Annotated in this window: 14 protein-coding genes; 5 read left to right on the top strand and 9 right to left on the bottom strand. The window is 73.6% G+C overall.

What is annotated here, in order from left to right:
* Nucleotides 1–81 precede the first annotated feature (81 nt).
* Nucleotides 82–747 carry a TetR/AcrR family transcriptional regulator gene (locus C2L58_RS21875; protein ID WP_103339486.1) on the top strand — a complete coding sequence of 222 codons (666 nt, stop codon included), beginning with the start codon at nucleotides 82–84 and terminating at the stop codon, nucleotides 745–747.
* Between the two features lie 85 nt (nucleotides 748–832).
* Here C2L58_RS21875 and C2L58_RS21870 read toward each other — a convergent pair whose 3' ends face one another.
* The 3 genes from C2L58_RS21870 to C2L58_RS21860 all read right to left on the bottom strand — a co-directional run bounded on the left by C2L58_RS21870 (nucleotide 833) and on the right by C2L58_RS21860 (nucleotide 4219).
* Nucleotides 833–2056: a ribonuclease D gene (locus C2L58_RS21870; RefSeq protein WP_103339485.1), complete on the bottom strand. Its 1224-nt coding sequence runs from the start codon at nucleotides 2054–2056 to the stop codon at nucleotides 833–835.
* A 98-nt stretch (nucleotides 2057–2154) separates the two neighbouring features.
* Nucleotides 2155–2871: a response regulator gene (locus tag C2L58_RS21865; protein WP_033261886.1), complete on the bottom strand. Its 717-nt coding sequence runs from the start codon at nucleotides 2869–2871 to the stop codon at nucleotides 2155–2157.
* 784 nt (nucleotides 2872–3655) lie between these two features.
* Nucleotides 3656–4219, bottom strand: a complete 564-nt coding sequence (locus tag C2L58_RS21860; protein ID WP_199191366.1) for a DUF3000 domain-containing protein — start codon at nucleotides 4217–4219, stop codon at nucleotides 3656–3658.
* Between the two features lie 88 nt (nucleotides 4220–4307).
* Between C2L58_RS21860 and hemE the strand changes: the two genes are divergently transcribed.
* From hemE to C2L58_RS21840, 4 genes are read left to right on the top strand one after another with little or no spacing between them, the layout of a single operon-like run.
* Nucleotides 4308–5378 (top strand): uroporphyrinogen decarboxylase, encoded by a 1071-nt coding sequence (gene hemE / locus C2L58_RS21855; protein WP_103339483.1) that lies wholly within the window; start codon nucleotides 4308–4310, stop codon nucleotides 5376–5378.
* On the top strand, nucleotides 5375–6775 hold the full coding sequence (hemG, locus tag C2L58_RS21850; protein WP_103339482.1) for a protoporphyrinogen oxidase: 1401 nt from the start codon (nucleotides 5375–5377) through the stop codon (nucleotides 6773–6775). The genes hemE and hemG overlap by 4 nt, the downstream gene beginning before the upstream one ends.
* A 57-nt stretch (nucleotides 6776–6832) precedes the next feature.
* On the top strand, nucleotides 6833–7525 hold the full coding sequence (hemQ, locus tag C2L58_RS21845) for a hydrogen peroxide-dependent heme synthase (RefSeq protein WP_103339481.1): 693 nt from the start codon (nucleotides 6833–6835) through the stop codon (nucleotides 7523–7525).
* Nucleotides 7525–8862, top strand: coding sequence for a CoA transferase (locus tag C2L58_RS21840; RefSeq protein ID WP_103339480.1), 1338 nt, complete (start codon nucleotides 7525–7527; stop codon nucleotides 8860–8862). The genes hemQ and C2L58_RS21840 overlap by 1 nt, the downstream gene beginning before the upstream one ends.
* Before the next feature lie 24 nt (nucleotides 8863–8886).
* Here the strand turns inward: C2L58_RS21840 and C2L58_RS21835 are convergent, their stop codons facing one another.
* The 6 genes from C2L58_RS21835 to C2L58_RS21810 form a co-directional block, all read right to left on the bottom strand.
* Entirely contained in the window at nucleotides 8887–9225 is a 339-nt protein-coding gene (locus tag C2L58_RS21835; RefSeq protein ID WP_103339479.1) for a hypothetical protein, read from the bottom strand.
* On the bottom strand, nucleotides 9222–10022 hold the full coding sequence (locus C2L58_RS21830) for a DUF692 domain-containing protein (protein ID WP_103339478.1): 801 nt from the start codon (nucleotides 10020–10022) through the stop codon (nucleotides 9222–9224). Before C2L58_RS21830 ends, C2L58_RS21835 begins: the two co-directional genes overlap by 4 nt.
* Nucleotides 10015–10929 (bottom strand): TIGR04222 domain-containing membrane protein, encoded by a 915-nt coding sequence (locus C2L58_RS21825; RefSeq protein ID WP_103339477.1) that lies wholly within the window; start codon nucleotides 10927–10929, stop codon nucleotides 10015–10017. Before C2L58_RS21825 ends, C2L58_RS21830 begins: the two co-directional genes overlap by 8 nt.
* Nucleotides 10930–10995: 66 nt before the next feature.
* Nucleotides 10996–11904 carry a TIGR04222 domain-containing membrane protein gene (locus C2L58_RS21820; RefSeq protein ID WP_103339476.1) on the bottom strand — a complete coding sequence of 303 codons (909 nt, stop codon included), beginning with the start codon at nucleotides 11902–11904 and terminating at the stop codon, nucleotides 10996–10998.
* An 89-nt stretch (nucleotides 11905–11993) separates the two neighbouring features.
* A complete protein-coding gene (gene msrB / locus C2L58_RS21815; RefSeq protein ID WP_103339475.1) occupies nucleotides 11994–12416 on the bottom strand; it encodes a peptide-methionine (R)-S-oxide reductase MsrB in 423 nt (140 codons plus the stop codon).
* Nucleotides 12417–12435: 19 nt separating this feature from the next.
* Nucleotides 12436–12741, bottom strand: coding sequence for a hypothetical protein (locus C2L58_RS21810; RefSeq protein WP_199191365.1), 306 nt, complete (start codon nucleotides 12739–12741; stop codon nucleotides 12436–12438).
* Nucleotides 12742–12760: the final 19 nt, after the last annotated feature.

Below are 12760 nucleotides of genomic sequence, written 5' to 3'. Positions count from 1 at the left end.
CCCGGCGTCAATGACGACATCCGGGCGTAACCGCGCCTGTCGTGCGCGTGTCGCGGCCACGGACCTGGCAAGATCACGTGCGTGGGCAAAGGGTCGGGAGTGGGCAGGCGGCGGGCGAGCGGAGCGGCGGCGAGCCGTCCGGACGCGCGCCAGGCGGTGCTCGACGCGGCGGGTGAGCTGTTCACCGAAGCCGGGTACGCGGCCACCACGACCAGAGCGATCGCCGAACGCGCGGGCTTGCGCCAGGCGTCGCTCTACTACCACTTCCCGGCGAAGGAAGACATCCTCGCGGCGCTGCTGGCCGAGACGGTCCGCCCGTCACTGGCCCTGGCGGCCCGCCTCGTCGCGGGCGCGGCCCCGGCGGCGGTCCGGTTGTGGGCACTGGCGTACGCGGACATCGGCCTGCTGGGCGGAGCCCGGCACAACCTGGGCGCGCTGTACCTGCTGCCCGAGGTCGGTTCGCCCAACCTGGCCCGCTTCCGCATCGAGCGGGCGGAACTGAAGGCGGCGTACGGCCGGCTGGTGGCGGCTTCGGGCGTGGAGCCCTCGGCGGTCGCGATCCGGACGGACCTGGTGTTCGGGCTGGTGGAGAGCATCGCGGTGATCCGCCGCGACGACCCGGCGCTGGACGTCGAGGCGCACGTGCGGGAGGGCGCGGACGGGGTGGTCCGGCTGGTGGGTTCGGCGGAGCCGTCGGACGAGCTGCGGGCCGAGGCGCACCGGCTGCTGGCGACCCTGGCCGACTAGCGGCAGCCGCAGCCAGTTCGTCCGGGTTCCGGCGCCACCGAGGGAAGCCGATGGCCGGGGCAGAACGATTCCGGGACCTGTCCGATCAGGAAGCGGTGGTCTGCAACGCCTTGCTCAGCACCGCCGCCGTCAGCTCGACCTGCCACGGCCGGGCGCCGCCCGCGCGCAGGACCTCCGCCACCGAGTCCTCGTCCGTTTCGGCTGGGGGACGCCAGCACGTGCGGCGGACCAGGTCCGGCAGCAGCAGGTTCTCCACCGGGAGCCGGCGGTCCTCCGCGATGGCCGTCAGGGCCGCGCGGGCCGCCGACAAGCGGGCCGCCGCGTCCGGGTCCTTGTCCGCCCAGCGGTTCACCGGGGGCGGGCCGTCCGTCGGCTGGGACGGCGACGGCAGCTCCGAAGCGGGGAGCGCCTTGGCCGCCTGCAGGTGACGCAGCCAGCTCGCCGTGTACTTGCGCTGGACGCGGCCGCTGAACACCGGCAGCGCCTGCAGCTCTTCGACCGTCTTCGGGTCGGCCGTGACGGCGTTGACGATCGCGCTGTCCGGCAGGATCCGGCTCGGTGCGCGGTCGCGTTTGCGGGCCAGCTCGTCGCGCGCCTGCCACAGTTCGCGGACCGCCGCGAGGCCGCGCGGGCTGCGGATCTTGTGCACGCCGGACGTCCGGCGCCACGGCTCGGCCCGCGGGGGCGGCGGCGGGGCCGTCCGCACGAATTCGAACTCCTGCCGCGCCCACTCCAGCTTGCCCTGGGCGCCCAGCTCCGCTTCCAGCTTTTCGCGCAGCTGGACGAGCAGCTCGACGTCGAGGGCGGCGTAGTTCAGCCAGTCGACCGGCAGCGGCCGCTTCGACCAGTCGGCCGCGCTGTGGCCCTTCTCGAGGGTGTAGCCCAGCAGCAGCTCGACGAGCGTCCCCAGCGCGACGCGTTCGTAGCCCGCCAGCCGGCCGGCCAGCTCGGTGTCGAACAGCGCCGCCGGGTGCAGGCCCAGCTCGGCGAGGCAGGGGAGGTCCTGGGAGGCGGCGTGCAGCACCCACTCCAGGGAATTCAGGACTTCGCGCAGCGGGGCGAGTTCGCCGTCCAGTGCGATCGGGTCGATCAGCACCGTGCCGGAACCTTCGCGGCGCAGCTGCACGAGGTAGGCCTTGGGGAAGTACCGGTAGCCGGACGCGCGTTCGGTGTCGACGGCGACCGCACCGGTGCCCGCGGCGAGCTTGGCGCAGGCTTCGGCCAGCTCGGCGGCGTCGGTGATGACCGGGGGCGTGCCCTCGGCTGGTTCGCGTAGCAGCACAGGGCCGCCCGTGGACTCGATCTCCATCCCGGTGTCCTCGGCCTCAGTGCTTCCCATGGTTGACGACCCTACGGGACGGGCGTACCGCGCCTGGTCCGCCCGCCCCGCAGGGTGATGTGCTTTCGTCAGCGGATGACGCCGGCTCGCATGGCCAGTGCCACCATCTGTGCCCGGTCGCCCGTGCCGAGCTTGCGCCCGATCCGGGAGAGGTGGGACTTGACGGTGAGGGCGGAGAGCGAAAGCTCCTCGCCGATCTCCTTGTTGGACTGTCCGTCGGCGACCAGCTGGAGCACCTCCACCTCACGAGCGGACAGCTCGCGCGGGGTGTTGTCGGTGCCCGCGACGCGGGTCCCGGTGGCGAGCACCGGAGCCACGCTCGGGTCGGCGTAGACGCCGCCTTCGAGCACGCGCCGCACGCCATCGGTCACGACGACCGGCGACGCGGACTTCAGCAGGTACGCCTGGGCCCCGGCCTGGAAGGCCGAGCGGACCGCGTACGGGTCGTCCGAGGATGCGAGTACGACCACGCGCGGCCAGCCGTGGCTACGGAGTTCCGTAACCAGCTCGATGCCGCTGCCGTCCGGCAGTCCGAGATCGAGGATCGCCAGGTCACAAGGCCCAGTGGCCTGTGCTCGCGCCCTCGCCTCGGCCACCGTGGCGGCTTCGTGGACGGTTCCCGCACCCATCTGTGCGAGTCTTGCTGCGATTGCCTCCCTCAACAGCGGGTGGTCATCGACCACCAGTACCGAAAAAAGCTCTTCCCGCGGGTGCGGAACCATGCTCGCCGGCAACGCGCCGGCTGGCGTGGATCGGACGGCCTGAGAAATGCCGACGGTAGCCACGTCACTACCTCCCTGGAGTCGGTCGTGCCCCCCGACCGGCACCGGGACCTTCGGCCGTTCAGCCGCGCCAGCTTTAGACCGAAAGTGGTGTCGTCGAAGGCACTGTAGCCGTCCTGAGGCCGTTGCGGGGGGATCGAATGGGTATCTATCTCAAACGAACAGTCACTCAGTGGGTTCGTAGTAACACGATCGGGCTAGTACACGGCCGGTTGCTAACGGATAGCCCACTGAGCACGATGCTAAGGAGTTACCGGCGGCCAAATGGCCGTGCAGATGGGGCGTGCAGCTGCCGGTGCGCCTAGTGACGGGGGTCCGGATGGGCGCCCGCGGCGCCCCGAATGTGGCCCCGGCCGGGGCTTGATCAACTCCCTTGCGCGGCCCCCGGCGCACCTGCCGACGCCCGCAACTGTGACTGTCCGTGTCTGTCGCGGGGTGATCGTGACCGCCGCGTCCTCGCTTTGATCTTGTTGCGGTGCGTGACCGCGAAGAGTCACGAACGAGGAGACGTGAAACGGCCTCAGGGCTGGTCGCGGCCCTGAGGGGCCCCCGATGGTCGTCCGCGGTCCCCGGGCCGCCAGGCGGCAGCTCAGCGCCCGGACGGCGGGTGAACGGTGTTCAGCGGACGTGAATTTTGCTCACATCCGTACAAGGGGCGCTCTCGGGACGGCTCGCGGCGGCCCGCCGTTGCCGATTCGTTGCGGAGATCGCCCGGACAGCCGCTGAGGGTCGTGAGTGGTAATGAGGGTTAGAACCCTCATTACCACTCACGACAGCTGCGGCAGGGTCAGGAGCCCTGGCGCTGCCCGAAGAGGGTCACCCCGACCGGCGGCAGGCCCACGACGCTCGCCATCACCTGGCAGAAGGCCTGCCCGTGCGGCAGCAGGTCCGGGTCCGCCGGCGTCCACGACGCCCGCAGCTCCAGGTCGTCGGTGCGGGCGGGACCGGCGAGGTCGCCGAAGCGGGCCGACGACGTCTCCGTCACCGTGCCGCCCAGTGCCGTCCAGCTCGCCCCGGACACCTCCAGCGCGTCGGTCAGCCACGACCAGCCGACCGCCGGCAGGAACGGGTCCGTCGCCAGCTCCCGGTCCAGCTCCGCGCGCACGTACATGACGAGGCGCAGCACGCCCTCCCAGCCGTCCTGGCCGTCCGGGTCGTGCAGCAGGACCAGCCGTCCCGAAGCCAGCACGTCGGCGGGCCCGGACACTTCACAGCTGACCGCGTACGACCACGGCGCGAGCCGCTGCGGCGCACGCATCGGCTCCAGCAGCACCTCCGGGCGGGGCCGGACGGACTGCAGCGCCGCGACTGCTTCGCGGAAGAGTTCGGGCACTGGCGTCATCGCGGTCACGCACCGACTTTAGGGCGGGCACGCCCTGTTGCGGGCGCAGGCGCGCCGAGAGAACGGCCCGCCCGGGCTCGTGGCACGATTGACCGCGATGTCTCAGACCACGCCCCTGCCGCGCCACGCCGCCCCGTCCGGTCGCCGCGAGCTGCCCGAAGCCCCGTTCCTGGCCGCCGCGCGCGGCGAACGCCCGGCCCGCACGCCCGTCTGGTTCATGCGCCAGGCCGGCCGCTCGCTGCCCGAGTACCGCGCGCTGCGCGAGGGCGTGCCGATGCTCGACGCCTGTTTCGACCCGGAAATGCTCGCCGAGATCACGCTGCAGCCGGTCCGCCGCCACGGCGTCGACGCGGCGATCCTCTTCAGCGACATCGTGGTCCCGCTGAAGGCGGCCGGGGTCGACATCGACATCGTGCCCGGCACCGGCCCGGTGGCCGCCGCGCCGGTGCGCGACCTCGCCGCCGTGAAGGCGCTGCCGGAGCTCGAGCCCGCGCAGGTCTCGAAGGTCGCCGACGGCGTCCGGCTGCTCGTCGAGCGGCTCGGCGAGACCCCGCTGATCGGGTTCGCCGGCGCGCCGTTCACGCTGGCCAGCTACCTCATCGAGGGCGGCCCGAGCCGCAACCACGAGCACACCAAGGCGCTGATGCACACCTCGCCCGAGGTGTGGCACGAGCTGGCCGGGCGGCTGGCCGACATCGCCCTGACCTTCCTGCGCGCCCAGCTCGACGCCGGCGTCGACGCGGTCCAGCTGTTCGACTCCTGGGCCGGCGCGCTCTCCGAGCGGGACTACCGCGAGTTCGTCCTGCCGCACTCGGCCAAGGTCCTCGCGGGCGTCGCGGAGTACGGCGTGCCGCGGATCCACTTCGGCGTCGGCACCGGCGAGCTCCTGGCCGCGATGCGCGACGCGGGCGCCGACGTCGTCGGCGTCGACTGGCGGATCCCGCTCGACGAAGCCGTCCGGCGCCTGGGCGGGCGAGCGATCGTCCAGGGCAACCTCGACCCGGCGCTGCTGCACGCTTCCTGGCCGGTGCTGGCGGCCGAGGTCCGGCGGATCGTCGAAGAGGGCAAAGCGGCCGACGGCCACATCTTCAACCTGGGCCACGGCGTGCTGCCGGGCGTCGATCCCGACGTGCTGACCCGCGTGGTCGGGCTGGTGCACGAGCTGTGAAGCGCGTCGCGGTCGTCGGGGGTGGCGTTTCCGGGCTGACCGCGGCGTACCGGCTGCGGCGGCTGCTCGGACCCGAAGCCGAGATCACCGTGTTCGAGAAGACGACGGCGCCGGGCGGGAAGCTGCGCACCGCCGAGCTGGCCGGCGTGCCCTACGACGTCGGCGCCGAGGCCTTCCTCGTGCGCCGCCCGGAAATGCTCGCGCTGGTGGGCGAGCTCGGGCTCGACGTCGTCCACCCGACGAAGGCCCGGGCGAAGATCCACGCGGGCGGCGCCGTCACCGGGCTGCCGCCCGGCACGGTCATGGGCGTCCCGGCCGCCGCGGAGTCGGTGGCCGGGGTGCTGTCCGAAGCGGGCCGGCAGGCGGTCGAGGCCGAGCCGTCACTGCCCGAGCTGCGGCTGCCGGGCGGGGACGTGCCGCTGGGGCCGCTGCTGCGCGAGCGGTTCGGCGACGAACTGGTGGACCGGCTGGTCGACCCGCTGCTCGGCGGCGTCTACGCGGGCGGCGCCGACGGCCTCGGCCTGCGCGCCACCATGCCCGGCCTGGCCGCCGCGCTGGCGGCGGGCGCGGGCTCGCTGACCGCGGCGGCCGCCGCCCAGCTGCCGGCGAACCCGTCGGCGGCGCCGGTGTTCGGCACCGTCCCGGGCGGCCTCGGCACGGTGATCGACCGGCTCACCACCGCCTCCGGCGCCGAGCTGCGGACCGGCCTGCCGGTGTGCGAAATCGAACGGCACGGCTCCGGCTGGCGGCTGCGCATCGGCGCGGCGCCGACCGCGCACGCCCCCGCGGACAACGTCGCGGAGGCCGACGCGGTGGTGCTCGCGGTGCCCGCGCCGTCGGCCCGCCGCCTGCTCACCGACGTCGTCCCGGCGGCTTCGGCGGCCTTCGGCGAGGTCGAACTGGCGTCGATGGCCGTGGTCGCGCTGGCGCTGCCGCCCGGCACCGCGCTGCCCGAGGCGTCGGGGATCCTGATCGGCCAGGGCGAGCGGGACGGTTCGGGCGTGCCGTACGCGTCGAAGGCGTTCACGTTTTCTTCCCGGAAGTGGGCTCATTACGGCACCGGGCCGGTCCTGGTCCGCGGCTCGGTCGGGCGGTTCGGCGAGCCGGGTGCGCTGCAGTTCGACGACGTCGAGCTGGTCCGCGTGGTCCGCGACGACCTCGCCCGGCTGACCGGCGTGACGGCTGCGCCGGTCGAGACGCTGGTGACGCGGTGGGGCGGCGGGCTGCCGCAGTACGGCACCGGGCACCTCGAGCGGGTCGAGCGGATCGAGAAGGCCGTCGCGGAGGTGCCGGGCCTGGCGATCGCCGGGGCGACCCTGCACGGGGTCGGGTTGCCGGCGTGCGTGGCCACCGCGGAGGCGGCGGCGCAGCGGATCGCGGCCCACCTTTCCTCGTGAGTGCGCCTCACCCCACCCGTGGCGGCGGGCGCGGCGCCGCGGTGACAGGATGGACGCATGGCGCGGGTCAACTACAACGAGCTCAACGACACCATCCGCTACACCACCTGGTCGGTCTTCCGGATCGAGCCGGGCCGGCTGGGTGAGGACCGCGGGACCGCCGGTCGCGAGACCGCGGAGTACCTGGAGGGGCTCGAGGCCAAGGGCGTCGTCGTCCGCGGCGTGTACGACCTCTCCGCGCTGCGCGCCGACGCGGACTTCATGATCTGGTGGCACGCCGAGGAGATCGAGCAGGTCCAGGCCGCCTACGCCGGCTTCCGCCGGACGCCGCTGGGCCGCGCGTCGACGCCGGTCTGGAGCCAGACCGCGCTGCACCGGCCCGCCGAGTTCAACAAGAGCCACATCCCGGCGTTCCTGGCCGGCGAAGAGGCCCGCAAGTTCATCTGCGTCTACCCGTTCGTGCGGTCCTACGAGTGGTACCTGCTGCCGGACGCCGACCGCCGCAAGATGCTCGCCGACCACGGCAAGGAAGCCCGCGACTACCCGGACGTGCGCGCGAACACCGTCGCGTCGTTCGCCTTGGGCGACTACGAGTGGATCCTCGCCTTCGAGGCCGACGAGCTGCACCGGATCGTCGACCTCATGCGCCACCTGCGCGGCACCGAGGCGCGGCTGCACGTGCGCGAGGAGATTCCGTTCTACACCGGCACCCGCGTGCCGCCCGCCGAGCTCGTCGCGGCTCTGCCGTAGTGCGCGACATCGTCGAGGGTGTCTGGGACGCCCTTACCGGATCTTCGCCGGGACCTTTCGAGCTGACCGGCGCCGAAGACGTGCTGCCGGGCCCGTACCGGGTGGCGGCGGCCGCCACGGCTTCGGTGGCCGCGGCGACGCTGGCGGCGGCCGAAATGCTGAAGCTGCGCGAAATCGAGCCCGGCGTGGTCACGGCGGACACGCGGCACGCGGCGGCGGCGTTCGGGAGCGAGCGGCTGCTGCGCGTGGAGGGCGTCGGCGCGGAGCCCGCCTGGGCGCCGCTGTCGGGCGACTACCGCACGGCCGACGGCTGGGTGCGCCTGCACGCCAACTACCCGCGGCACGAATCGGCGGTGTGCTGGGGGCTCGGTGTCCCCGGCGCGCGCGAGGCGGTCGAAAAGGCGGTCGCCGGACGTCCGGCGCGCGAGGTGGAGCACGCCGTCGTGTCGGCCGGGGGAGCGGCGGCCGAGCTGCGGTCCCCATCGGACTGGGCGGAGCACCCGCAAGGTGAGGCAGTGGCCTCGCTGCCGCTGGTTTCGCTGACGCCCCTGGGCCCGGCCCCGAAACGGACACTGTTCTACTCGGACCGGCCACTGGGCGGGATCCGGGTGCTGGAGCTGACGCACGTGCTCGCCGGCCCGGTCGCCGGCCGCGTCCTGGCCGCGCACGGCGCCGACGTCCTGCACGTCGGAGCCGCGCACCTGCCGCGGGTCGAGGCGCTGGTGCGGGACACGAACCAGGGCAAGCGATCGACGTTCGTGGCACTGGACACCGAGGGCGGCCGCGCCCGGTTGAAGAAGCTGATCAGCCGGGCCGACGTGCTGGTCCAGTCGTTCCGCCCGGGCGCCCTCGAACGCATCGGGTTCGGGCCCGCCGAGCTGGCCGAGCTGCGGCCGGGCTTGGTGGTCGCGGACCTGAGCGCGTACGGCTGGGAGGGCCCCTGGGCCCGGCGCCGCGGGTTCGACAGCCTGATCCAGATGTCGAGCGGCTTGGCCTGGGGCGATCCGCCGTCACCCCTGCCGGTCCAGGCCCTGGACCACGCAACGGGCTGGCTCACGGCGGCGGCGGTGATGACGGCGTTGCACCGCCAGGTGGTGGAAGGCGGCACGTGGCACGCGCGGCTGTCGCTGGCGGGCACCGGGCGGTGGCTGGATTCGCTCGGCCGCAAGGATGCCGCGGCGGCAGAGGTCGGCTTCGGCGACTTGCTGGAGGAAGTCGACAGCGGGTACGGGCGGATGACGCGGGTCCGGATGGCCGGTGGGTTGCCGGGGGCGGAGCCGTTCTGGAAGTTCGGGACGCGGGTGCCGGGAGTCGACAAACCGACCTGGACGCCCTGAGGCGGAACCGGCCCACCTGCTGGATCAGCGGCGCCGGAGGCGGTCCGCCAGCCGACGCCGGGGCTTCGGCAGGTGGCCCCCCTCGATCAGCCACGTCACGAACTCGTCGGCATAAGCTCCCGATCGCTCAGCCGCCTTCTTCGGCCGTCCCGCGGTGAACCGTGCGAACAGCGGCTCGTACCGCTCACCCAGCGCCTCCGCCAGCTCGGGCCGCTGGTACGCCAGCACCCGCCCGTGCTTCCGGCGCAAAACCGACGCCTCCACCTTCAACCGGGCCGGGTCGAAGCCCGCCGGAGGCGGGCCGTCGGCCAGCAACGCCTGCAGCAGCTCCGCCTGCCGGCGGGCCAGCTCCGCGCGGCTCACCCCGTCACCGCCGTCCGCAGGGCCGACAGCTCCGCCGCCAGCTCGTCGTCGGTCGGGTAGTCGTCGTCGCGCTCCAGCAGGACTCCCGGTGGGTCCGTCCGGCGGCGGAGCTCCGTCAACAGCGCCAGCACCTCCGGCAGCACCGGGTGCGCGTGCGTGTCGTGGTACACGCCGTCGCGCTCGATGCCGCCCGCCATGTGGACGTACGCCAGCCGCTCCCAGGGGATTCCGTCCAGGAACGCCACCGGGTCCGTGCCGATGTTGCGGGCGTTGGCGTACAGGTTCGCCACGTCGATGATCAGCCGGCAGCCCGTCCGGTCGGTCAGCTCGGTGAGGAACTGCTCCTCGGTCAGCTCGGCGTCGGGCCAGTCGAGCACCGCGGCGATGTTCTCCAGCGCCAGCGGCACGTCCAGGATGGACTGGGCCAGCCGGACGTTCGCCACCAGCACGTCCAGGGCCTCGCGCGTGCGGGGGAGCGGCATCAAGTGCCCCGAATCGAGCCCGCCCGCGCGCACGAAGCACACGTGGTCGCTGACCAGCGGCGCGTCCAGCGCACGCGCGACCTCCGCGAGGTGCTGGACGCGGCCGGTGTCCAGGGGCTCGGCCCCGCCGAGGGACAGCGAGACGGCGTGCGGCAGCGCCGGCAGGCCCCGCTTGCGCAGCGCCACGAGCGTCTCCGGCAGGTGGTCGGCGTGCAGGTTCTCGGCGACGACCTCGACCCAATCCACCCCCGGCAGCCGCGCGATGGACAGGTCGAGCTCGTGCCGCCAGCCGATCCCGATGCCCAGCTCACCCACCGCAGCCCCCTCCGCCGCACGACGAACCGCACGAAGACCCGCTGCTGCACGACGAGCTCGAGCACGACGACCCGCTGCTGCAGGACGACCCGCCGGACGAGCCACCGCCGCCGTACGACGTCATCGGCGGGGTCAGCGCCGCGCTCAGCTCCTCGTCGGGGTACATCGCCCAGCCGCCCAGCGCGACCGCGGCCGCCGCCCCGCCGAGCAGGACGCCGCCGGCCAGCATGCCCGCCGGGACCGGGCCGCTCGCCGCGGCGCGGGCCTGGCCGAGCAGGCGGTGCCCCGCGGCCGACGGCTGCCGGGCACCCGTCTTCGACCGGCGGACCGCCGCCACGATCGCCAGCACCGCCGCGACGAGGACCAGGAACACCAGGATCCCGACCGGGCGGCCGAGGGAAATGCCGGTGACCAGCCGCGCCACGCCGAACGCCAGCACCGCCAGCTGGAGGAGCAGCCCGAACGTCCGCGCCTGCCGCTTGGCGGCCGCCGACGCCAGCAGCCCGCGCTGGTCGAGGCCCTCCTCCAGGGCCCGCATCGCCGCCGACTGGCGGCCGTACGCCCGCAGCGCCGACGTCGTCTTCAGCTGCGCCGCGTCGAAGACCGCCCGCTCCAGCGGATCGGCCGGCCGCGTCCCGGCCTGGCTGACCTGCTTGTAGCTGTTGACGCGCAGCTGCCCGCGCTCGACCAGGGCCGCGATCGCCGCGTCGACGGCCCGGTCGGGGCCGCCGGCGAGGAAGGCCAGCTGGTAGACGCTCGGCGGCGGCCCGGGCGCGACGGCGTCCGCCCGCATCGCCCGGCTGCTCACGATCCCGGACACCACGACCCTGATCAGCAGGACCGCCCCGAGCAACGCGATGTAGAGGACCACGAAATCCGGTCCGGAGATGCCCCACGGGTCGGTCATCGCCCGTCTCCCCTCAGTGTGTCGCGGTTACCGTAGCTGTGAGACGCACGCGCTCGCGTCGGCGTTTCAACCACCACAGCCCCCGCCTCCGCCGCCACCGCAGCCGCCGCCCCCGCCGCCGCACGAGCTGCCGCCACCGCCGCAGGAGCTGCCGCCGTAGTAGCCGACGGCCACGCCGCCACCCCCGCTCGCCCAGCGGCCGCGCGGACGGCGGGCGGCGCGTGCGGTGGACTGCTGGATGGCGCGGCTGGCGGCCAGCCGGACGTCCTTCTCCGGGTGGCCGCCGAAGCCGTCCGCCGCGACGGCCCCGGCCGGGCCCATGACGAGCGTCCGCGCCCGGCGCGCCTCTTCCGCGGCCGCCCGGCCGGCGAAGGTGGCCTTGACCTGGAGCTTCTTCGCGGCGCGGACCGTGGCTACCACGGCCACGACGATGTTGAGGGCGAGCAGGGCCAGCAGGAAGCCGACGGGGTGCCCGGTCGAGGAGCCGGCGATCAGCCGGACGACGCCGAGGACGAACAGCGCCCAGTTCGCCACGGCGACGAGCAGCCGGGTCCGGCGCAGTTTCCGGACGTCGGTGAGCAGGCCGCGGGTGATCAGCCCGGCCTCCAGCTCCGCCACGGACGGGTGGCGCGCCACCTCGGCGCGCACCCGGTCGACGGAGCTGCCGGTCTTGCCGATCCGCCCGAGAGCGGCCCGGCCCAGGTCGTCGGCGGCCGAACCCCGGACGCGGTGCACGCGTCCGGTGCCGTCGAGCCGGATCAGCTGCCGCTCGAGCAGCCGGGCGACGACCCATTCGCCGACGCGCTCCCGCCCACCGGTCAGCAGCGCCAGTTCTTCGGCCTTGTCCGGTGCCCCGCCGGTGCGTCCCCGCGCCAGCAGCGCGGCGCGCACCAACCCGACCAGCGCCACCAGGAACAGTGCCCCCAGGTAGAGCCCCGCGAACACCGGTCCGGGAATACCCCAGGTGTCGGTCATGAGTCCGCCCTCCCTCGTCCGTGTGCGGAGACTACGTCCGAGGAAGGGCGGCGGGTTGCTCGCTTAAGGAGGATTTAGGACGGCGGGTTTCAGGGCTCGGTGACCAGTTTCAGCGAGATCGAGTTGATGCAGTAGCGCTGGTCGGTCGGGGTCGGGTAGCCCTCGCCCTCGAAGACGTGCCCGAGGTGGCTGTGGCAGGAGCCGCAGAGCACCTCGATCCGCTTCATGCCCATGGCGCGGTCCTCGCGCAGCAGCACGGCGTCGGAGTCGGCCGGGTCGTAGAACGACGGCCAGCCGCAGTGGCTCTCGAACTTCGTGTCGCTGCGGAACAGCTCGGCACCGCACGCGCGGCACTCGTAGACGCCGGTGGCCTTGGTGTCGGTGTACTCACCGGTGAACGGCCGTTCGGTCCCCGCCTGGCGGAGCACGGCGAACTCGTCGGGGCTGAGCTGCGCCCGCCATTCCTGCTCGGACTTCACGACGCGAGGGGTCGCGCCGACAACGGGTTTCATACCTTTCACCCGATCCACGTTACGCCGCGAGCCAGGCGAGGGCGTGCACCACGATGTCCCATGCGGCCACGATCACGCCGAGCACGATCAGGATCACGATGAGCGCCGACACCCAGTAGCGCAGGCCGCCGAGCCGGTTGCTGGAGTCGGCGAAGTCGGCGACGCCGTCGAGCGCGGCCTCGATGGTGTAGTTCGGGCCGCAGCGTTCGATGCGGTCGAGGTGCTCGGCGAACGCGCGCGCCTCCGGGTCGTACGGGTCCAGGCCGACCAGGTCCTCGTGGAAGCGAGGATTCGGGCCCGGCAGCGAAGCTCCGTCGTCGGCCATGCCACCACGGTAGGCCATC

It is taken from the genome of Amycolatopsis sp. CA-126428, assembly GCF_002904335.1.
Lineage (GTDB): Bacteria > Actinomycetota > Actinomycetes > Mycobacteriales > Pseudonocardiaceae > Amycolatopsis.
This window is presented reverse-complemented; position numbering and strand designations above follow the sequence as displayed.

Bases quoted from the DNA above. Each gene is read 5' to 3' on its own strand.
- hemQ (WP_103339481.1), top strand. From the start codon at position 6,833: ATGGCGCGGGTCAACTACAACGAGCTCAACGACACCATCCGCTACACC.
- hemE (WP_103339483.1), top strand. From the start codon at position 4,308: ATGTCTCAGACCACGCCCCTGCCGCGCCACGCCGCCCCGTCCGGTCGC.
- msrB (WP_103339475.1), bottom strand. From the start codon at position 12,416: ATGAAACCCGTTGTCGGCGCGACCCCTCGCGTCGTGAAGTCCGAGCAG.
- C2L58_RS21825 (WP_103339477.1), bottom strand. From the start codon at position 10,929: ATGACCGACCCGTGGGGCATCTCCGGACCGGATTTCGTGGTCCTCTAC.
- C2L58_RS21870 (WP_103339485.1), bottom strand. From the start codon at position 2,056: ATGGAGATCGAGTCCACGGGCGGCCCTGTGCTGCTACGCGAACCAGCC.
- C2L58_RS21810 (WP_199191365.1), bottom strand. From the start codon at position 12,741: ATGGCCGACGACGGAGCTTCGCTGCCGGGCCCGAATCCTCGCTTCCAC.
- C2L58_RS21820 (WP_103339476.1), bottom strand. From the start codon at position 11,904: ATGACCGACACCTGGGGTATTCCCGGACCGGTGTTCGCGGGGCTCTAC.